The sequence below is a fragment of the Parasutterella secunda genome (genome assembly GCF_024733725.1).
GTDB classification, from domain to species: Bacteria; Pseudomonadota; Gammaproteobacteria; order Burkholderiales; family Burkholderiaceae_F; genus Aphodousia; species Aphodousia faecalis.
Map to the genome: position 1 here is coordinate 192,435 of NZ_JANRHP010000001.1, position 20,105 is coordinate 212,539.

Consider the following 20,105-nt stretch of genomic DNA (forward strand, 5'->3'; position numbering starts at 1 on the left):
ATTAGAAGACGTAGCGGGCACCCAAGTTCACACGCCACTTTTGATCGATATCGCCACCGAAGCCGGTGCCAACATCAACGAACGTGTTGACAGAATCCGTGACTTGGTACGAAGCTCCAAGAGACACTTCACCCCAGTTGTCATCCAATTCGTCATCAAACGTACGGACAGCGCCGTTGTATTCGTAATTACCTTCAACATCGCCCAAGAAGTCATGGTTATAAGAAGCCTTGACATAGGCAGAGCCACGGTTTTCAGCAAATTGCATACCAGCCATAACGCCCACACGACCAATCAAGCTGCTCATATCGTCAAACTTGACATCACGGCCGATGGAGCTCGTGTAATTTTCTGCACGCAAATGGCTATAAGTCAATTGAACTTGCGGTTCAATAAAGTAGTTTTGGATGTTCCAACGATGACCCGTTTCAATACCGAAGATAGCACCAGTCAACATGTAGTCAGCGCTTTCTTTGCCAGCACTCGTACGGAGGTCATAGTCAGCGTCAATACGACCGATCTTTAACATCGTATCCAAGAAGCATCCGGATTCATTGAAGTAGCTGCCGTAGAAACCAACCGTGTAGGTGTTGTTGTCAGAACTACCAGCGGTCAAATCCGTATCACCCTTCGTGTAATCGAAACTAAAACCAATCGTGACGTTATCGGCAATGCGCTTATCAACACCCAATTCAACCGTGTTGTAATCGTGTTGGATATCTTGGCCATCCAAACGACCATTGTTATAACGAGCCCAAACACCGGCGGCGTTAGGCGTCGTACGCAACGTACCCATACGGTCGCTCAAGTTCGTCAATTGAGAGCGCCACATCAAGGCATTAGTGATAGCCAAGTCTTGAGTCGAACGAATCATCTCGTTTACACGAACAACTCGTGTAACGATATTGCCCTTTTCATCTCTGGATAATTCAAGCTCGTCACCCATAATACCCTGAGCAACAGATAAATCATCTACAGATTCATTAGCAATAGAGATTCCCTCGAACAATTGGGAGGCGGTTGCAACACCAGATTGGAGTTGATCAGAAACAGCTCCTGTATAACCGACACTAATATTTTCTGCTCCTTCACCAGTAACTTCTTCAATGCTTAAAACCTTCTCTCCCTCATCAGCAACGTGATTAAGAACAAACTGAATATTGGAATCTTTATCGGTTGTAAATGTTCCTAAATCAAGGTTGTTATCTGTCCCTTCAATAGTAACCGAACTACCCTCTGAATTTAATGTCAGTTTTGAGGAACCAGAGTAATCACGGTCCTTGACGGTGTCAAGAGTAATTGTCTCACCAAGAACTTTATTAATATTCAAGGTAGAAGTCTGATTAAGTTTGACAACACCTTCAATATGAGAACCTTCCGTTAAATTAATTGTCACATTGGAAGGGGCATCATTTGCATGTCCTTCCCCATGATCAAAAACTGCAATAGCAGTACCACCATTTGCAATAATCGTACCGCTGTTATTAATCGTTACCCCACTAACACCATCGGTAACACGAATACCATAAAGCTCTGCGTCTTCAGCACCGTTAAGAATAATCGTCCCTTCATTAGTGGCCGTATGGGTTCCATTTCCCGCGCTGACATCCAAGGCCGCACCCACACCATCAACAACAATTGCACCTGTCTTACCATTGATAATGGTGTTGCTGCCTGAGCTACCAACACTCATACCCATGGCATTTTTTACATAGATGAGACCATTATTCGTGAGCTTACTGCCAACATTACCATAAGCAACTTTCACAGCCCACCAGTCCGTAGTATTGTCGACTGAAAGGTAAACATTTCCATTATTTGTAAAATTGCTAGCATTTGTCTGAAAAATTCCTAACTGAGCATTGGCGTCATTTCCTTTTGAAGCTGTCGCCCAAACGCTCGTTTTATCTGCTACCGTATAATTCGCTCCGCTGACAACATTTACAAATGCCTTGTCATTACCTTTCCCTGTGAAAGTAAAAGCCTTGTTTTCATCCAATTGGGTATCTTCGGAAATGTTCTCCCTAGTTGGATTCTCTGAAGCAACCAAGTCTGTAGGTTTATCAACCCATTGAACACTTGCGGCCAACGATGACGCAGAAATGGCTAACATGACTGACGTTGCTAAAATTGATCTGGTAAAACTCATAAAAAGAACTCCATGAAAACGCGTTTTCCCACAAAACGCATCATGCGAAGCCTACCCCCCCCCAAACTTTCGTCTTGACCAATGTCAATCAGGCATAAAAATTCACAATTTTGTTGCAAAAAGATTACAAAAAAGGCCCGATTCCCAAAAAGGAACCGAGCCTTCTGTGTCGATTACGATACTAAAACTTAAGCTTCAGCAACGACGCGGACGGTGATTTCGGCGGTGATGTCCGTCATCAAACCGATCACGATCGGGGTTTCACCCAAAGCCTTGATCGGGCCGTTGGGCAAACGAATTTGAGCCTTCTTAATATCGAAACCTTGAGCTTGAAGAGCGTCAGCGATGTCAGCGTTCGTGACAGAGCCGAAGAGGCGTCCGTCAACACCGGCCTTACTGGCCACTTCAACCACGTCACCGTTCAACTTGGCAGCGATCGCTTCAGCAGCGGCGATGCGTTCGGCCTGAGCCTTTTCAAGTTCTGCGCGACGTTGTTCGAATTCGGCAATAGCGGCTTGCGTAGCACGCTTAGCACGCTTGGTGGGGATCAAGTAGTTACGAGCGTAACCATCCTTAACCTTAACGATGTCACCCAATTCACCGAGGTGGGTAATCTTTTCAAGAAGAATAACTTGCATTTGATTAACTCCTCACTCGATTATTGATTGTCCGTGTACGGCAACAAAGCCAAGAAACGAGCGCGCTTGATGGCCGTGTCGAGTTGACGTTGATAGTGAGCCTTCGTGCCCGTCAAACGAGCCGGCATGATCTTGCCGTTTTCTTGGATGAAGTCACGGAGCGTTTCCACATCCTTGTAGTCGATCATTTCGACGTGTTCAGCCGTGAAGCGGCAGAACTTCTTGCGCTTAAAGAGCGCGTTTTGTTGGTTGCCACGGCGCGGCTTACCCTTGCCCTTTGCACCAAAAGCCATTTTTAAACTCCTTGTGAGTATTGCGTAATATGAACGATCATTTGTCGGGAACGCTGTGAGCGGGGAGCTAAAAAACCGGAGATCTCAAAAACCGATCCCAACGGTTCTTTATCGAGCGCCAAGGCGATATCGCCGCAGGCCTTGCCGGCAAAATCGAAAACCAATTTCCGATCACTTCCGGCCTCTTTAACCACACTCATGTGGTGAAACACCACTTCTAAAACCGCCAACCCCGCGGGTGTGTACCGCATCTGGGCTTTTTGTGTGAACTCGCCCGTTAATCTGATCGTGTTCACCGGCGTATCTCTTTATTGTTTCCGACAGGGATAAAAAATTAATTAAGCGGCGGCAGCTTCTTGAGCTTGAGCAGCTTGGGCTTGAGCCTGAGCAGCTTCGCTAGCGGCCTTCTTTTGTTCTTCTCGTTCGACGATCTTCATCATCGGAGAAGGAGCCGTTTCAGCCTTCTTCATCTTGATCGTTAAGTGACGCAACACGGCGTCGTTGAAGCGGAAGCCGTTTTCGATCTCAGCGAGCGTTTCATGCGTGCATTCAACGTTCATGAGAACATAGTGAGCCTTGACCAACTTTTGAATCGGATAGGCCAAGGGACGACGACCCCAGTCTTCCACACGATGCATCTTGCCGCCTTGTTCAGCGACGAGAGCTTTGTAGCGTTCGATCATAGCGGGAACTTGCTCGCTTTGATCCGGGTGCACAATAAAGCAAATTTCATAATGACGCATTGGAATTGTCTCCTTACGGGAAAAGCCACCCGGAGCGTCTATTTCCGGTGTGGCAAGGACAGAAAAAGCGTGATTGTAATCAACAATCATGGCTTTTGCAAGCCAAAAGAACACCTTTTTCGCTGACTTTTTAAAGAGTTAGCGAAATTTTTCTTCATAGATTGCCAAAGCGGCGCTATATTAGCACCAATAACACTGTTTTTGGGGATTTTGGTTATGCAAGTGACTGTTGTCGTTGAAAATTTTTGTACAAACCGCCTTTTAAGAGCTGAATGGGGCTATTCGCTTTATCTGGAAAGCGACAAAACTCGTCTTCTTCTGGACACCGGCTCCGAAGGTCACGCTTTCACGCACAACCTCAAAGCGCTTCAAATAAACCCTAAAGCCATCGAGCATATTGTCTTTTCTCATGCGCATTTTGATCACACGGGAGGCTTAGTGGACGCCATACTGCTCGCGCCCACCGCCAAGCGCTGGGGAGCGCGTTTCATGTCCATTCAACGTTGGGCCGATGCCGATCAAAAACGAAATGGCGGAGGCGGACCGCTTTTCCGTTCCATTTTGACTGATCCTATTGACGGATGGGCTCAAGTAACCGATGAAGTGATTGCGTTCACTGTTCCTCAAGATGAGCGCGACCGCCGCTTTGTGAATTCGAAAAATATGTGGGAAGAAGCAGAAAACGGCGAAATCATCCCGGATACTTTCGCCGATGACCTGTCGCTTTTGGTCAAAGGGAAAAACGGAACAAGTGTTGTACTGGGGTGCGCACACGCCGGATTACCCAACATTTTGCGGTATGCACAGAAAACTTTTGGGGTTAAGGAATTTGATACTGTTTTAGGAGGAACGCACCTGAGCGCCGCCAAAGATGAAGAACTTCCCATATGGATTGAAGCGTTAAAGGAATTCTCAGTAAAACATTGGCGCCCCAACCACTGCACGGGTTTTAAAGCGGCCGCAGCCATGGCCCGGGCTTTTGATGATGTGGATTGGGCCGGCTGCGGACGGTGTCTAACGTTGTGAGCTATTCCCGACGCAGCTCGAAATGAGTGAACATCGCCTTTAACGCATCCAGTGTTTCAGGTTCCGGATACTCGTGCCCAACGTTGTCAAAGGGAAGATCCAATTCCTTTGGCTTGCGATAAACCTGCAGTGCGAATGTCTCCACTCCCCGCTCTTTAAGTTCACGGGCAAGACTTAAAATCTTCGCATCGGGTAAATAGACCGGATGGGCTGTTGTCCGACACTCATAACTCACTTGAGCCGCCTGGATAATAGCCAAGGACTCCGAAACATTTTGAGCGGGATTGGACTTTTCCAGTCCCGTGATCCAACGGTATGCAACTTCTTCTGAGAGCGCCGCCTTTACATCAAGCCCCACCCAATCCACTAAGCCGATCACCTTTTTGACGTGTTCCGGATAGCAGCCCGAGGTATGCAGTCCGATCTTAAAGCCCATTTCTTTGACTCTGGACATGGCATCGGCCAAAGCGGGATCAAGCGTCGGCTCACCGCCCGAAAAAACCACCGCGTCTAAAAGACCCTGACGTCGTTTGAGTAAAGCGATCAATTCTTCCCAACTGCTATGCAGGTATTGAGGCGGAAATTCCCGTGGTTGCATGTGCGGATTGTGACAATAGCGGCAGCGCCAGGGGCAGCCTTGAATGAAGGCCACGGCTGAAAAATACCCCGGGTAGTCGATACTTGTGTAAGGGGTAATGGCTGCGATCTTTAAGTGTTCAGCACTCAAGCGTGAAGTTTCCTCAGGCATAAACGGCAATCCTTACAACAACACGAAGACAAAACGGCGCCGAAAAGAAAGTCTTCACGGCGCCTTTCAGATTTAGAGGTTATTTAGACAAACCACACTTACTTTCTACAAAGCACTTGCGTTCGTAAAATTCCCCCTTTTTACCGGTGTTAAAAGATGAAACCGGTCGATGGTAGCCCATCACACGGGTCCAAACTTCACAGGGTTGGCGTTCACTGTCTTTTAATTCGATTTTTTCGTCTTTTTTATCCATTTTCTTTCTCTCAATAATTAGCAATCAGCCTTTTGGCAAGCCGCCTGTGCCTTTTTGGCACGAATTAATTCAGCGTCGCAGATCGGACAGAAATCATGACGACCGGAGATATAGCCGTGTTTGGGGCAAATCGAGAAGGTCGGCGTCACCGTCAGATACGGCAGACGGAATCTCGAAAGGGCTCTGCGCACCAATTCTTTGCATGCCTTTGATGAGCTGATGGCATCGGCCATGTAAAGGTGAAGCACCGTGCCACCCGTGTACTTGCGCTGCAAGTCGTCTTGCATTTCAAGCGCCAAGAACGGATCATCGGTAAAGCCCACCGGCAGCTGAGAGCTATTGGTGTAGTAGGGATTGGATTCGGTACCGGCCTGAATAATATCCGGGAAACGCTTTCTATCTTCTTTGGCAAAACGGTATGTCGTGCCTTCGGCCGGTGTAGCTTCAAGGTTATACATGTGACCGGTTTCTTCCTGGAATTCAACCATACGGGCACGAACATGATCCAAAAGCTTTAAGGCAAAAGCATGACCCCAATCATCGGTGATGTCATTGGCGTCATTTGTGAAATTGCGGATGCATTCGTTAATACCATTGACACCGATCGTGGAGAAGTGGTTACGAAGCGTACCGAGGTAGCGTTTCGTGTACGGGAAAAGTCCCTGATCAATATGGCGTTGAATAACCTTGCGCTTGATCTCAAGACTCGTCTTGGCCAAATCCAAGAGGTGATCTAAGCGATCAAAAAGACCCTGTTCATTGCCCTTAAAGAGATAGCCTAAACGAGCGCAGTTGATGGTGACGACACCGAGCGAGCCCGTCTGTTCTGCGGAACCGAAAAGACCGTTGCCGCGCTTGAGAAGTTCACGCAGGTCCAACTGCAGACGGCAGCACATCGAACGGATCATATTGGGCTTTAATTCCGAATTAATGAAATTCTGGAAATAAGGCAAACCGTATTTGGCGGTCATTGCAAACAATCTGTCTGCGTTTTCGCTGTCCCAATCAAAGTCAGGCGTGATGTTATAGGTCGGAATTGGGAACGTGAAAACACGACCCTTGGCATCACCCTTGGTCATCACTTCAATGTAGGCGCGATTAATCATGTCCATTTCGCGCTTGCAGTCGCCATAGGTAAAGGGCATTTCTTCACCGCCGATAATCGGGTGCTGGTCCTTTAGATCTTCGGGGCACGTCCAGTCGAAAGTGAGATTGGTAAAGGGGGTCTGCGTACCCCAACGGGAAGGAACATTGAGGTTATAGATAAGCTCCTGGATGCTTTGAAGGACTTCCTCATAGGGCACGTTGTCTTTCTTGATAAAAGGTGCCAAATACGTATCAAATGAGGAGAACGCTTGAGCACCGGCCCATTCGTTTTGCATTGTGCCCAAGAAATTGACAATCTGACCCGTAGCCGATGAAAGATGTTTCGGGGCGCCCGCTTCAACTTTACCCGGTACCCCATTGAGCCCTTCCGTTAAAAGAGTACGCAATGACCAACCGGCGCAGTAGCCCGAGAGCATATCCAAGTCATGAATGTGGAAATCAGCTTCACGGTGAGCACGGCCGATTTCAGCCGGATAGATGTAGTTGAGCCAATAGTTGGCCACCACTTTACCGGAAACATTCAAGATCAAACCGCCCAAGGAGTAGCCCTGATTGGCGTTGGCGTTAACGCGCCAGTCAAGCTGCTGAAGGTACTCATTGATAGAAGATTCAACATTCACCCAACTCTGTCTGGCATCACGGGCCTTCTGACGTTGTTCACGATAGACAATATAGGCGCGAAGCGTTTTGAAAAAACCTTCCTCAAAAAGGGCGCGCTCCACAGCGTCCTGCACTTGCTCAATATGAGGCGTGACTAAATTGAGAGCAACCAGGCTCGGCAATACGCGCTCTTCGGTGATTCGGGCGGCACGAGACTCGTCAAATTCACCGGTCGCTTTTCCTGCTTTGGCGATGGCGGCAACAATCTTATTTGCATCAAAATCCTTGACGCTGCCATCACGCTTGATCAAGTGCGATAACTTCTTCTCAAACATCAGAGGTACTCCAAAAAACGAATATCGCTCCCAACAACTGAGCGATTGCATGATTAACTTTAAAGAAGTACTGTGATTTTTCTGCCTATTTATTAAGCACTTTTTAGGCACGCACTACATTTAGATAAGTGACTTATCCACAGTTTTGAAAAACGCTTGATTTACAGAACAATGGGATAAATTTTAAAAATATAGGGTTTTCCCTTGAATACAACATGTTGTGTTCGCGCAATAAAAACAAACAATGAATTGTTTAAAAATGGACAAACTTATTGTTTTAGCAAGGAAAATTAGGCAAAAAGGTTTGCCTGCACTCTTCGGACCTGTTAAGTTGCGCTTTAAATAACCAAAAGGGGATTTTGAAAATGAAAAAATAATTTTGACTGTCGCTGCCGCCGGTTTGCTATCCGCTTGTTCTTTGATGGGGCCGTCACATTCTGTTAAGGGAGAAGTTGTCGATGCCTCCCATGAACACCGTTACGATCGAAACAGCGGATTCTAAGATTTATTCATTCAGCACGATGGACTCAGACAAGACCGAACTTAATGGCTTACTCTTAGGTAAGAAAATCGAGGTGCAATTTTCCGGAAACTATCAAGACGGAATGCCTGCTAAGAAATTGAGCGATATCGCAAAGTAGTCCTTGATTTCCAAAAATGAAATGGGTTACCGAAATTCGTTGCCCGACTTCGATAACCCATCCATTGCTAAGCATGGTAAGAGAGTGATTCATTGCTGACCAGGCCTTGAATTCGCTCTTACAATTGAGGAGCTTACATGCTTGGAAAATCTGTTCTTAATTCTATCTTAAAAAGGCGCCATTGCAATAACATCTTATTGTTTTTCTTATAAAATTTTCGGATTTTTTAGGGTTTTTCACCTAATTTTCAATACTGATTTAATCGTTTTTTCCGCTTTTACAGGAATCACTAACCATTCCTTGAGAGTAATCCGTTCGGATGATTCTCTTAACATTAAGGGCAAATACCAGTATTCTTAGCGAGTTATTGTCATTGATATCTGCTATAGCAAGCGCCATGGAAACCACACAATCTCGCTATGAAGATTTTCTGAAGATCCGTGTTTTACCCGAAGTGCTCACTCATCATTTGGGTCGTCACGATGATCTGCCTGCTCTCACCCAGTACGTTGCCACCGAAAAGTCTTGGAAAACGCTGACATACCGGGAGCTTTATGAAAGAGTCCAACGCTGGCGAAAAGCTTTTTGCAAATTCAATTTGGAAAAAGGGTCACGGGTGGCCATGCTTTTACCCAATTGCATCGATGCCATTTGCTTTGACCAAGCTGCACTTGCCTGCGGTTTAGTCCCCGTTCCCCTTCACGCTGTTGACACCCCGGGGTCAAGCGCCTTCATTCTCAATGACAGCGAAGCCAGAGTATTGGTTACAGCCAAGTACCTCAAGTGGAAGGGCATCCGTCAAGCCGATACCCTGGCAAACTTAAAAGCCGTCATCATTACGGATGACTCAATTCCCGAAGATGACCGTGTCAATAACGCCGGCATTAACGTCTGCACGCTGGCCGAGTGGTTAGAAGCCAGTGAAAATGTCACGATCACCGATATTGACATTGATCCCCAGGACTTAGCCGCCCTTGTCTACACCTCAGGCACAACCGGCCGTCCCAAGGGCGTCATGCTCACTCATGAAAATATCCTGGAAAACGCCAAAGGCGTTATGGGCAATATCCGCCCGAATCCGGACGATAAGTGGTTTTCGTTCCTGCCTCTGTCGCACACTTTTGAACGTACGACCACCTATTACCTAGCCATGGGAATGGGCAATCAGATCTACTTTAACCGCAACATTCTTCAGATCATTGACGATTTGCACTATGTTCGACCGACGATCCTCATGTCTGTCCCGCGTATCTACGAACGCGTGTACGCTAAATTAAATGACAAACTCGCAAAAAAAGGTGCACTGACGCGATACGTTTTTAATTGGGCTGTTGAAGTCGGCTGGCGTCGTTTTTGTAAAGAAAACGGTTTGCCTGTTGAACATACCTGGCGCGAATGTCTTGACGGCTTAATGGCAGACTGGTTGGATGAAAAGGTCGGCACCTCGCTTCGTGAAGTCTTTGGCGGGATCAAGCCTCACGCGTTTATTTCGGGTGGCGCCGCCTTAAATCAAACCGTGGCTCGAACCTTTATCGGTTTGGGCATCCAGATCTTCCAAGGTTACGGCATGACAGAGACCAGTCCGATTCTGGCCGTCAATAAAGAACACCAAAACGACCCCTCCACGGTCGGTATGCCGTTGCCGAATATGCAACTTAGACTCGGCGACAATGATGAGCTGCAGGTGAAAGGCCCATGCGTGATGAAGGGCTATTGGAATCGACCCGATGCTACGGCAGACATTTTCACGGAAGACGGTTGGCTTAAAACCGGAGACCAAGCTGACATTCTTCCTTCAGGTCATGTCCGCATCAAAGGCCGTATTAAAGAAATCATCGTGACGAGTACCGGTGAAAAGATTCCACCGGCCGATCTGGAAATGGCGATTGAAAGTGATCCGATGTTTGCTCAAGTCATGGCCGTTGGTGAAGGCCTACCGTATATCAGTCTTGTGGCAGTGCTTGAATTGGAGCGCTGGAAAGAATTAGCTAAAGAGCTCAATTTAGATCCCAATGATCCGAAGTCACTGAACGCAAAGGTTGTTCACCAAACGCTTTTGCGCAAGGTGAAAAAACTCACCCGGGGCTTCCCGCAATACGGTGTTCCCCGCGCTTTGATCTTGACGCTTACGCCTTGGAGCATTGAAAACGGCATGCTGACGCCGACACTCAAATTAAAACGTCGAATTATCAAAGCGCGTTTCCAGGACGATATCAATAAGCTCTACGAAACTCACGCCGGCTAATCAGCAATCGAAGCATCCAGAAAAGGCAGGCACCACCTGCCTTTTTTTGCCCTATTTCATCGATAAAATCACATAAAAAACGAAGTATTTTTCGCAAAATCTTTATGTACAATAATCTGTTTAGTAAAACTTTCCGAAGAAGCGCCAAAATGGTCGGTCATACATACATTGATGATTTCAAAACCTTGCCCGAAATGCTCGCGCACACCCTCGCGACTAAACCAGAAAAAGAAGGGTACCGTTATTACGACTACGAGCACGAAAAGTGGACAAGTGTGACGTGGAAAGAATTCGGCGAACGTGTCATGCGTTGGCGCAAAGCCTTTGCCACCATGGGGTTAAAGCGCGGCGATCGCGTCGCCATGCTTTTAATCAATTCACTGGACGCACTCACTTTTGACCAAGCCGCTCTCGCTAACGCCCTGGTTCCCGTTCCCCTTCACGCTATTGACACGCCGGAATCGGCCGCCTACATTATGAGTGACAGCGGCTGCCGCTTCTTAGTGACCACCACAAAAGCCCGTTGGAACGCCATTTTCAATTCCGACACACCGGTGCCGACGCTCGAGCAAGTTGTTTTTACAACCGAAGAGGAAGAAGGCGAAAGTAAGACCGTTCATTACTGCGGTGTCAACAAGTGGCTCAAAGCGGGAGAGACTTTCGATGTAAGCCAATTGCCCGCCGGCCCGACCGAAGAGGATTTGGCCGCTATTGTCTACACGTCTGGCACAACCGGCCGTCCCAAAGGCGTTATGCTCACGCATCGCGCCGTCGTTTCCAACGTTCAGGATACGGCCAAACAGATGCCTTTAAGCGATGAAGATCTCTTCTTATCCTATTTGCCGCTTTCTCATACGTTTGAACGTACAGCCACCTATTACAACTGTGTCGCCCACGGCGCCACACTGGTCTTTAGCCGCGGTCCGATGCAGCTTGCCGAAGACTTCAAAGATATTCACCCGACCATCATGTGTTCGGTGCCGAGAATTCTTGAACAGTTCTACGCCAAAATTCAAGCTCAGTACGCCAGACAAGGAGCTTCGGCTCAATTGATGGCTGACCGTGTGGTTGCGGCTGGCTGGCGTGATTTCTGCCGGGCAAACGATTTACCGCTTGAAGATGACGGCTTGCCCGCCATGGACTCCATCATCAAAGCCCTTTATTTTGATCGCGTGGCTGCTCCCATGCGTGCACTTTTCGGTCCGCGCTTTAAATACATCATCAGTGGTGGCGCTGCCTTAAACGGGATGGTTGCCAAATTCTTCTGCGCTCTCGGTCTTAACATCCGCCAGGCTTACGGTTTAACCGAATACAGCCCCATCATCTCCATGAACGGCATCACGGGCAACCACCCGGCCACAGTCGGTCTGCCGCTTGCCCGTTGTCAAGTCAGAGCCGGAGACAATGAGGAACTTCAGGTCTATGGCCCCAGCATGATGAAGGGCTACTGGAATCTGCCTAAGGAAACCGCTGCCTCTTTCACCGAGGACGGATGGCTGAGAACCGGTGACCAAGTGGATTTAAGCGATGGCGGCCGAGTACGAATTAAGGGCCGTATCAAAGAAATTATCGTCACCAGTACCGGTGAAAAAATCAGTCCCGTTGATGTGGAATTTGCCATTCAGGAAGATCACCTCTTTGAACAAGTGATGGTGGTCGGAGAAGGTCGTCCCTACATTACGGCTCTGGTTGTCGTCAACGACATGCTCTTTAAGCTTTTGTGCGAAGAAGTGGGCATCACGCCGGATAGCCCCGCGCTTAACCTTTGCCGCGATTTACGAGCCAAAGTCGTCAAACGCGTGCGCATGGCGGCCAGACATTTCCCGCAGTACTGCGTCCCCAGAAATGTCTACATTATGCGTGAGCACTGGACGGCTGAGGACGGACTGCTGACGCCGACCATGAAGCTTCGCCGTCGGCAAATCGCTGAGCGCTTCGCTAAAGAAATCGAGGAGTTGTACGACTCCCCGCGCAAGCGCTAAGGGCTTTCATTAACATCTAAAGGGGCCACGCAGGCCCCTTGAAATATTTATTAGTCCATGTTTTTCGATACTCATTGCCACATTCACATGCCTCAGTTTGCTAATGACCAAGCTGAGGTGCTCGAACGAATGAAATCGGCCCAAGTAACAAAAGCCGTGGTCGTTGCCACGGAAGAGGCCGAAATCGCCCCGGTACTCACACTGGCTCGAGAAAACGATGGTCTCTATGCCGCCTTTGCCGTCAGTCCGCAAGACGAAGCATTGCCCGATCTCACCGAAGAGGAGATTGTCCTGCGAGTGCAAGATCCGAAAATGGTTGCCGTCGGAGAAACGGGACTAGACTATCACTACTGCCAGGAACCGCTTGATTGGCAACGCAACCGTTTTGCCACGCACATTCGTGCGGCTAATCTGGCCAATAAACCGCTTATCATCCACTCACGTGAAGCCGCTTTCGACACGCTTGATATTCTTAAAGCCAATGGGGCTCAAAATTGTGGTTTTGTCCTGCATTGCTTCTGCGGTGATTGGGATTTTGCTAAAAAGGCTTTGGATTTAGGCGGCTACCTTTCGTTTTCCGGCATCGTGACTTTCCGTTCCGCTCAAGATATTCAGGAAGTAGCCCGCAAAGCGCCAGATGACCGGATTTTCATCGAAACCGACAGTCCCTATTTGGCACCTGTTCCCCTTCGAGGCAAGCGCAATGAACCGTCATTTGTCCCTCATGTCGCTCAATTTCTCGCCCAACTGAGAGGAAAGAACATCGAGGATGTTGCGGCTCTTACGATGCAAAATGCCAATCGTTTTTTCCGGATTTAAACATGCTTAAACTCAGCCTTACCCTTGCCCTTTGTGCTCAAAGCCTAGTTTGTCTAGCCCAATCGGTCACGCCGGGCGTTCCCCTTGCGCAACAACTTCAAGAAGCTATCGCCAAAGACGATGCTCCGAAAGTAGCCTACATGCTCAGGGAATTGGCTTACGACCCGAATTTTTATCTTCCCAATGGCGACACTCCTTTAGTTTTTGCCATTCGCATGGACGCCAAAGTCAGTGTCAACCAGGTGCTTTTAAGAAGCTTCAAAATTAATGTCAAAGTGCCGACTCTGCGAGGCGAAACCCCTTTGATGCTTGCTTCAATTAAAGGCGATGAGGCTTTAGCTCAAAAACTCATTGACATGGGAGCCCCTGTTAATGCCAACTACGGATGGACGGCGCTTCATTACGCGGCAAGCACCGGACAAACTCAAATGACTCGCTTTCTTATTGACAAGGGAGCCGAGGTTAATGCCCGCACCGAGCGCGGTGTCACGCCCTTATATATGGCTGCCCGCGTGATTGCCACACCGACCGTTGATGTATTGCTTAAAGCCGGCGCTGATAAAACGCTATGCAATGACCAAGGGATCAGTCCGGCTGATATTGCGAAAAAACGCGGCGACAGCACTTTGGCAAAAAAATTAGCCATCAAAGCCTGCGCCCCATGGCCTGTCCAAGAACCGGGCAAAATGACTGACACGACTGAAGGCACCTCAGAGCCTTCCGACACAATTGATGTGACTGCACAGGATCAAAAGCAGTGAAAGAATCACAAGCTCTCGAACTCTTAGCGCCGGCAAAAAATGCTGATGTCGGTATTGAAGCCATTTTGCACGGAGCCGATGCCGTCTATATCGGCGGTCCCGGTTTTGGTGCCCGAGTCGAAGCGGCCAACGCGTTTGCCGATATTAAAAGACTCACTGACTTCGCCCATCGCTTTAACGCCCGCGTCTACATGACACTTAACACCATCGTTAACGATGAGGAACTCAAAGACGCGGTTCGCCTGGCGTGGCTTGCATACGAAAACGGAGTCGATGCCCTTATTGTTCAAGATATGGGGATTTTGGATAGCGACCTTCCCCCGATTCAATTGCATGCTTCCACACAATGTGATGTCCGCACAGCCGCTAAAGCACGATTTCTCGAAAGCGTCGGATTTTCTCAAGTGGTCTTAGCCCGCGAAATGAGTCTTGAGCAAATCCGCGAAAGTTATGAAGCGCTTCAATCCGCTCGGATTGAATTTTTCATTCACGGCGCGCTTTGCGTCAGCTATTCCGGCCAATGCTATGCGAGTTTTGCCGCGACCGGCCGAAGCGCCAACCGCGGTGCCTGCGCACAGCTGTGCCGACTTCCCTACAGTGTTTACACCGAAGATGGGCAAGAGCTCATTCACGAGCGCCATGTGCTGTCTTTAAAAGACAATAATCAGACCGAAAACTTGGAAGCTTTAATTGACGCCGGTGTCAGAAGTTTCAAGATTGAAGGCCGTTTAAAAGATGCGGCTTATGTCAAAAATATCACGGCTCATTATCGACAAATGATCGATAAGATTCTTGAGAAAAGAGCCGATTTACACCGATCAAGTGACGGAAGAAGTCTCATTGATTTCACACCCGCCCCTCAAAAATCCTTTAATCGCGGATTTACTGATTATTTCACGCGCGGACGCCATCATGACATGGCCGTTTTCGAAACACCGAAAAACGCCGGTGAAAGAATCGGGAAAATTCTTAAAGTAACAGCCGAAGTCATTGAAGTTCGTTCTTCTGAAGCGCTGCACAACGCCGATGGGCTAACTTATCTCACACGAGAAAAAACACTCATGGGTTTTGCCATTAATCGTGCAGAAGAAGTGGAACCCGGCCGTTGGCGTCTGACTTTGCGCGAGCGTCCCATATTGAAAAAACATCCTCAACTGGCCCCGGGCACCATTCTTTACCGAAACCGAGACCAGGCATGGGAAGACGCCCTATCAAAACCAACCGCTAAACGTTTAATCGGCGTTCAAGCAAAATGGTCTGTCAATGAAAGAAGATTATCGTTGACGCTCAGTGACCATCGCGGCAACAGTGCGACGGTTTATTCAGAAGAACTGGCGCTTCAAAAAGCCTCTCAAATTGAAAAGAACAAACTGAACATCGAAAAAAATTTAAGAAAGACCGGGGATACGGATTTTGAAATCACGGCTCTTGAAATAGATGATGATGGTTTTTTCGCACCGGCCAGTATTGTCAATCACATGAGACGCGAAGCTTGCGTGATGCTTGCCGAAGAAAGGCAAAAACACTTCAAGAGGCTTGAACGAGCCCAATCAACGGAACGTCTCCCCTATCCTGATGCCGTGGACTTCCGAGCCAATGTTCTCAATGAAAAAGCAATTCATTTTTATGAACGCCACCATGCGCACATCACAGAGGCTGCGCTGGAGACGGGCCCTGTCAGACGTGAAGTGCCTCTCATGGTGACCAAACATTGTGTGCGCTATGCGTTGGGACTTTGTTTGAAAGATAACATTGAAAAAGTTAAAGCGAATCCCACTTTAAAAGAAAAATTCAGACCCGATCCTTTTATTTTAAAATCAGGTCCCAATACTTACCGGGCAACATTTGACTGTAAAAAGTGCGAGATGACATTGCTCGGTAAGGTAAAAACCGATACAAGCCTTGGCAAAATCAACCTTAAGAAAATCTTATAGAAATCTGAAATTTTGTTTGAATAGAGCGAATGTTTGTTTTTTCTCAAACATTGGATTTTCTCTGGCTCAAATAGGTACAAACCATTAGTGTCTTATGCTAAATTAAGAGCGTGGATGAACAGATTCTGTTTCAGACACAAAAGTCGTGGCAACGATCGGTCCGTTGCCACGACTTTTTTCTTGCCTATTGAATTAATCGATACGCAGACGCATTTCACTTAAACGTGCGCGCGCCTCCCGAAGCAAAGCGTGATACGCCTTGGCTCGACGGGACTTCAAGCTCCAAATCTCAGCCACGGCTAAAACGGCGGCCAATACAAATACCAATACAACACTATGGCCTTGCTCGGTTAAATTGAAAAGAAAAAATCCTTCCTGCATCACAGCTCCCCTTCTAAGGCGGCGTCCTGTGCCCAAATGGCCCGTCGTTCACGCTCCAAGATCACTGTCCGACAACGGCTTAGGGCCATCGCCAAGGAATAAGTGAAAAGATTGAGCATAAAAAGCGACATTAGCACGTAAGCGTCGCGACCATTGGAACGAATAAGACTGTTTTCCAGGTCATGCGCCATCGGCGTAAAAAGATCAAAAAAGACGTACAAGACAGGCACTACGATGACACCCAGAATTGCCGAGATGGAGGCCCTTTTATCATTGACTTCACGTTTGTGATTAACCTTTGAGGCCGAAAGAGAAATAAAGGCCGCAAAAAACACAAGCAAAATCAAAAGGGCCGTCAATCGAGAGTCCCAAATCCAATACGCCCCCCACATGGGACGGCCAAACAAAGCCCCGGCACCCAAAGAAAAAAGCGTCATGACAAAACCGCTGGGCGCAAAACCATGAGAAAAGACAATCGGCATGAGAGCCTGAGGATTAGCCAATTGCATCAGACTGGCCAAACAAACCACTCCGTAACACAAAAGAGCAACGCCGGCCGCGGCAATGTGCAAATAAAACACCCAATAAATGTCGGCTTGGCCGATGGCTGTCGTATCGGAATAACTTAACATCCAAAGCAAGGCCGCCGCCATGCTTGCCACTGAAATAAGCAGCAGAATCGGAATAAATTTGGCAAAGGAAAAGTAATAAGTCTTGGGATTGACCATGTTCATTGCGAATAAATTATCGTTGGCCATTGTAGCAAGGCCCGGGAATTTCTAAAAATTGCGCCTTTTTTCTGTTTTTAGACAAAGAAGCAAAATGTCATTTTGAACGACGTTTTTTGACTCGCTCTTCGCTTAAAATTAATAGGATTGAATTTTAGGACAGACAGGATGCAATTTTTAGTTGTTGATGACCACTCCATTGTCACAATGGCTTTGGAAATGCTTTTAAAAGATTATGACGGCCAAGACAATACGGTTTACACAGCCAATACGAAAGAAGAGGCGATAGCGCTTGCCGATCAGTACGGTGAGACGGCCGATTTGATGATTTTGGATCTATCCATGCCGGGGGTGCAAGGAACCTCACTGATGGAAGAAATTGTCGCTGCGCATCCGACTCTGAAAATTTTAGTCATGAGCGGTCTTCAGGATCAGCACAGCATCGTGAAAGTGCTGCAGATGGGCGCTGCCGGCTTTATCCCCAAGTCATTGGAAGCGGGACTACTCACCTCTGCTATCGGTTTTGTACTTAAAGGCGGCGTTTATATTCCGGTCAAATTATTAAACCAAGCCCAAAAAACAGGGCTTTTGACCTCAAGAGAACCATTGGGTGATGCGGGCAGCGTGCATCTGACCGAACGTCAAAAGGATGTTTTGGAGCTGCTTGCCAAAGGCGCGCCTATCAAACGAATCTGTAAGGAACTTAATCTCTCGGAAGGCACGGTTAAAACCCATGTCACGGCTATTTACAGAGCTTTTGGAGCTAGCAATCGAACAGAAGCACTGCTTGAAGCCCGTCGACACGGTTTTGATGTGGGTATCTAACGATTTTTCTCTTCGCTTAATTCACGCAGCGCTTCATTGAGCGCCTCGCCGCTCACAGGTTTTTGCATGATACGGGGCATGGCAAAAAGCGCTGCTTCCCGCTCACCCAACACACGAAGAGTTCTGACGTAGTGCGTTTCAATCACCTCTGAGGGCACAGCGGTGAGCAAAATCGCAGGCAACTTCACTCCACGCGCCAAAGACAGTCTTAGGATACACTCCAGCCCGTTGGCCTCTGCCTCGCCTAAATTAAAGTCCGAGATCACTGCATCGATTCTGGGACTATCCTGGATCTTTTGTGTCAATGTCTCTGTACACTTTTCTGCCGAAATGACGGTTGCTCCCCAACTTTCAAGCAGGGCTTTAAGACTTTCTCGAACAGGCGTGTTGTCTTCAATCAAAACCACGGTGGCATCGAGCTTTTCGATACTTTGTTCCTTGCGACGCGTTTGGGTAAATATTCTCGCCTGTTCAGCCTCATGAACCGGCAGCTGCATTCTGAAAATCGATCCTCGTCCGGGTCTGGAACTCAAACTCAACTTGATTTGAAGCTGCTCACAGATGGCCTTAACAATCGAAAGCCCAAGTCCATAGCCTTCCGCGTGAGTTCGTGTATTTTCACTGCGGTAAAAGTAATCAAAGATGCGTTTTTGCTCAGCCTCTTCAATCCCCGCGCCACTGTCGACCACACAAATACTCACGCGCTTTCCGCCGATTAAGCGAGCAGCTAATAAAATTTCGCCTTTTTGTGTGTAGGCAATAGCATTCGTAATCAGATTACGAATGGCGCGCGTTAACAGTTGAGGATCGGTATAGACATTGACATCCAGATTTTTTAATCGGAAGTCCAACCCCTTTTCGTTAGCAACCGGCTTAAATTCCAGAGCCAATTCATCCAATAAAGCTGAGAGTTTTATCGGTTCAAGGTTGGAAGTGGTGTGACCTGTTTCAAGCTTTGAAACTTCCAAAATTTGCGCAACGAGCGTCTGCAGCCCCTGCGTGGTCTTTGACAATTGCTCAACAATGGCCTGCGTTTTCGGATCGCCGTTTTTTTTCAGCAGCTGAATATAGATCCCAATGGCCTGCAAAGGTTGTCGAATATCGTGATTGGCTGCCGTAAAAAATTTACTTCTTAAGCGACTTTGTTCCTGAGTTTCGCGGCGCAGTTTTTCTGCCAAGTTTTTCTCAAGCGTCAGTCGCTTGACGAGCATCTCATTTTCCTGGTCGTTGCGAACCGACATCTGCACAATTTCGTTAAAGCGCCGGCCGGAATAAAACATAAAAACCACAACGGTAATCAAAAGAGCGGCAATCACCAGGCGGGACCAGCCGAAAATAAACGCCAGGCGCAACACCAAAGGCGTGATTGAACAAAGCGTAAAGACAACGAGGCTCGGCAACCAGCAGGCATAAACCGGCCAGGATGCAAAAGTCACCGTCAAAATGACAGAAAAAAGAATAACCTGCGAAGCGGAGTCATTGCCTACGTTATAAGCGAATGTCATACCGGCGAGCGCCCATATTAAACCGCCTACAACAGCTAAAACCATCCAGGCTTTCATCCAAAAGTGGATACGGGCGTGACGGTATCGATCGGCCCAGAATCGTCGATTAAAGTCGATGGCTCCGTAAAAATGGACACCAACAAGCAGTAGCCAAAAAACCAATAAAATCGGGTTAACGACCGGCCACAAAAACATAGCCGTCACACAGGCTCCCGCTATTTCAACGGCAAGCGACACTGGCTGTAGCTTCAAAGAACTTAAGATTTGCCTTACAAGGACACGCGAATGACGACGACGCCACTGCGCAATGGACATATTCTCACTGTAAAAAGCCCCATTGGTGACGAAGCGAAACCACTGCGCTTTAATCCAGCCCAACATTTTCTTTTAGA

At 47.8% G+C, this 20,105-nt stretch carries 19 protein-coding genes; 8 read left to right on the top strand and 11 right to left on the bottom strand.

The window, feature by feature from the left end:
• Position 1 precedes the first annotated feature (1 nt).
• The 5 genes from NW199_RS00870 to rpsF all read right to left on the bottom strand — a co-directional run bounded on the left by NW199_RS00870 (position 2) and on the right by rpsF (position 3,823).
• Positions 2 to 2,149, bottom strand: a complete 2,148-nt coding sequence (locus tag NW199_RS00870) for an autotransporter outer membrane beta-barrel domain-containing protein (protein ID WP_258333318.1) — start codon at positions 2,147 to 2,149, stop codon at positions 2 to 4.
• A gap of 188 nt (positions 2,150 to 2,337) precedes the next feature.
• Positions 2,338 to 2,787, bottom strand: coding sequence for a 50S ribosomal protein L9 (gene rplI, locus NW199_RS00875; RefSeq protein WP_258333319.1), 450 nt, complete (start codon positions 2,785 to 2,787; stop codon positions 2,338 to 2,340).
• A 20-nt stretch (positions 2,788 to 2,807) separates the two neighbouring features.
• The gene (rpsR, locus tag NW199_RS00880) at positions 2,808 to 3,080 is read right to left on the bottom strand and encodes a 30S ribosomal protein S18 (protein ID WP_022472334.1); all 273 of its coding nucleotides are present in this window, start codon (positions 3,078 to 3,080) and stop codon (positions 2,808 to 2,810) included.
• Between the two features lie 2 nt (positions 3,081 to 3,082).
• Positions 3,083 to 3,376 (bottom strand): primosomal replication protein N, encoded by a 294-nt coding sequence (locus NW199_RS00885; RefSeq protein ID WP_022472333.1) that lies wholly within the window; start codon positions 3,374 to 3,376, stop codon positions 3,083 to 3,085.
• Positions 3,377 to 3,418: 42 nt separating this feature from the next.
• Positions 3,419 to 3,823 carry a 30S ribosomal protein S6 gene (gene rpsF / locus NW199_RS00890; RefSeq protein ID WP_022472332.1) on the bottom strand — a complete coding sequence of 135 codons (405 nt, stop codon included), beginning with the start codon at positions 3,821 to 3,823 and terminating at the stop codon, positions 3,419 to 3,421.
• Between the two features lie 216 nt (positions 3,824 to 4,039).
• Here rpsF and NW199_RS00895 point away from each other — a divergent pair, with 216 nt between their 5' ends.
• Positions 4,040 to 4,849, top strand: coding sequence for an MBL fold metallo-hydrolase (locus NW199_RS00895; protein ID WP_258333320.1), 810 nt, complete (start codon positions 4,040 to 4,042; stop codon positions 4,847 to 4,849).
• Position 4,850: 1 nt separating this feature from the next.
• Here NW199_RS00895 and NW199_RS00900 read toward each other — a convergent pair whose 3' ends face one another.
• From NW199_RS00900 to NW199_RS00910, 3 genes are all read right to left on the bottom strand, one after another.
• The gene (locus NW199_RS00900) at positions 4,851 to 5,597 is read right to left on the bottom strand and encodes an anaerobic ribonucleoside-triphosphate reductase activating protein (protein ID WP_258333321.1); all 747 of its coding nucleotides are present in this window, start codon (positions 5,595 to 5,597) and stop codon (positions 4,851 to 4,853) included.
• 79 nt (positions 5,598 to 5,676) lie between these two features.
• Entirely contained in the window at positions 5,677 to 5,850 is a 174-nt protein-coding gene (gene nrdD, locus NW199_RS00905) for an anaerobic ribonucleoside-triphosphate reductase (RefSeq protein ID WP_022472328.1), read from the bottom strand.
• Positions 5,851 to 5,867: 17 nt separating this feature from the next.
• Positions 5,868 to 7,892, bottom strand: coding sequence for a ribonucleoside triphosphate reductase (locus NW199_RS00910; protein ID WP_022472327.1), 2,025 nt, complete (start codon positions 7,890 to 7,892; stop codon positions 5,868 to 5,870).
• 458 nt (positions 7,893 to 8,350) lie between these two features.
• Between NW199_RS00910 and NW199_RS00915 the strand changes: the two genes are divergently transcribed.
• The 6 genes from NW199_RS00915 (at position 8,351) to NW199_RS00940 (ending at position 16,274) form a co-directional block, all read left to right on the top strand.
• Positions 8,351 to 8,533: a hypothetical protein gene (locus tag NW199_RS00915; RefSeq protein ID WP_258333322.1), complete on the top strand. Its 183-nt coding sequence runs from the start codon at positions 8,351 to 8,353 to the stop codon at positions 8,531 to 8,533.
• 397 nt (positions 8,534 to 8,930) lie between these two features.
• On the top strand, positions 8,931 to 10,778 hold the full coding sequence (locus tag NW199_RS00920) for an AMP-dependent synthetase/ligase (protein WP_258333323.1): 1,848 nt from the start codon (positions 8,931 to 8,933) through the stop codon (positions 10,776 to 10,778).
• 149 nt (positions 10,779 to 10,927) lie between these two features.
• Entirely contained in the window at positions 10,928 to 12,760 is a 1,833-nt protein-coding gene (locus NW199_RS00925; RefSeq protein WP_249091809.1) for an AMP-dependent synthetase/ligase, read from the top strand.
• Between the two features lie 57 nt (positions 12,761 to 12,817).
• Positions 12,818 to 13,579 (top strand): TatD family hydrolase, encoded by a 762-nt coding sequence (locus tag NW199_RS00930; protein ID WP_258333324.1) that lies wholly within the window; start codon positions 12,818 to 12,820, stop codon positions 13,577 to 13,579.
• 2 nt (positions 13,580 to 13,581) lie between these two features.
• The gene (locus NW199_RS00935; RefSeq protein WP_022472322.1) at positions 13,582 to 14,340 is read left to right on the top strand and encodes an ankyrin repeat domain-containing protein; all 759 of its coding nucleotides are present in this window, start codon (positions 13,582 to 13,584) and stop codon (positions 14,338 to 14,340) included.
• On the top strand, positions 14,337 to 16,274 hold the full coding sequence (locus NW199_RS00940; protein ID WP_258333325.1) for a peptidase U32 family protein: 1,938 nt from the start codon (positions 14,337 to 14,339) through the stop codon (positions 16,272 to 16,274). Before NW199_RS00935 ends, NW199_RS00940 begins: the two co-directional genes overlap by 4 nt.
• A 192-nt stretch (positions 16,275 to 16,466) precedes the next feature.
• On the opposite strand, the gene NW199_RS00945 is transcribed toward NW199_RS00940, so the two are convergent.
• Both NW199_RS00945 and ccsA read right to left on the bottom strand, forming a co-directional pair.
• The gene (locus NW199_RS00945) at positions 16,467 to 16,655 is read right to left on the bottom strand and encodes a hypothetical protein (RefSeq protein ID WP_022472320.1); all 189 of its coding nucleotides are present in this window, start codon (positions 16,653 to 16,655) and stop codon (positions 16,467 to 16,469) included.
• Positions 16,655 to 17,413: a cytochrome c biogenesis protein CcsA gene (ccsA, locus tag NW199_RS00950; RefSeq protein ID WP_258333326.1), complete on the bottom strand. Its 759-nt coding sequence runs from the start codon at positions 17,411 to 17,413 to the stop codon at positions 16,655 to 16,657. The genes NW199_RS00945 and ccsA overlap by 1 nt, the downstream gene beginning before the upstream one ends.
• 138 nt (positions 17,414 to 17,551) lie before the next feature.
• Here ccsA and NW199_RS00955 point away from each other — a divergent pair, with 138 nt between their 5' ends.
• Positions 17,552 to 18,208, top strand: a complete 657-nt coding sequence (locus tag NW199_RS00955) for a response regulator transcription factor (RefSeq protein ID WP_258333327.1) — start codon at positions 17,552 to 17,554, stop codon at positions 18,206 to 18,208.
• Here NW199_RS00955 and NW199_RS00960 read toward each other — a convergent pair.
• Positions 18,205 to 20,094: a hybrid sensor histidine kinase/response regulator gene (locus NW199_RS00960; protein ID WP_258333328.1), complete on the bottom strand. Its 1,890-nt coding sequence runs from the start codon at positions 20,092 to 20,094 to the stop codon at positions 18,205 to 18,207. The two genes, NW199_RS00955 and NW199_RS00960, sit on opposite strands and share 4 nt — an antisense overlap.
• Positions 20,095 to 20,105: the final 11 nt, after the last annotated feature.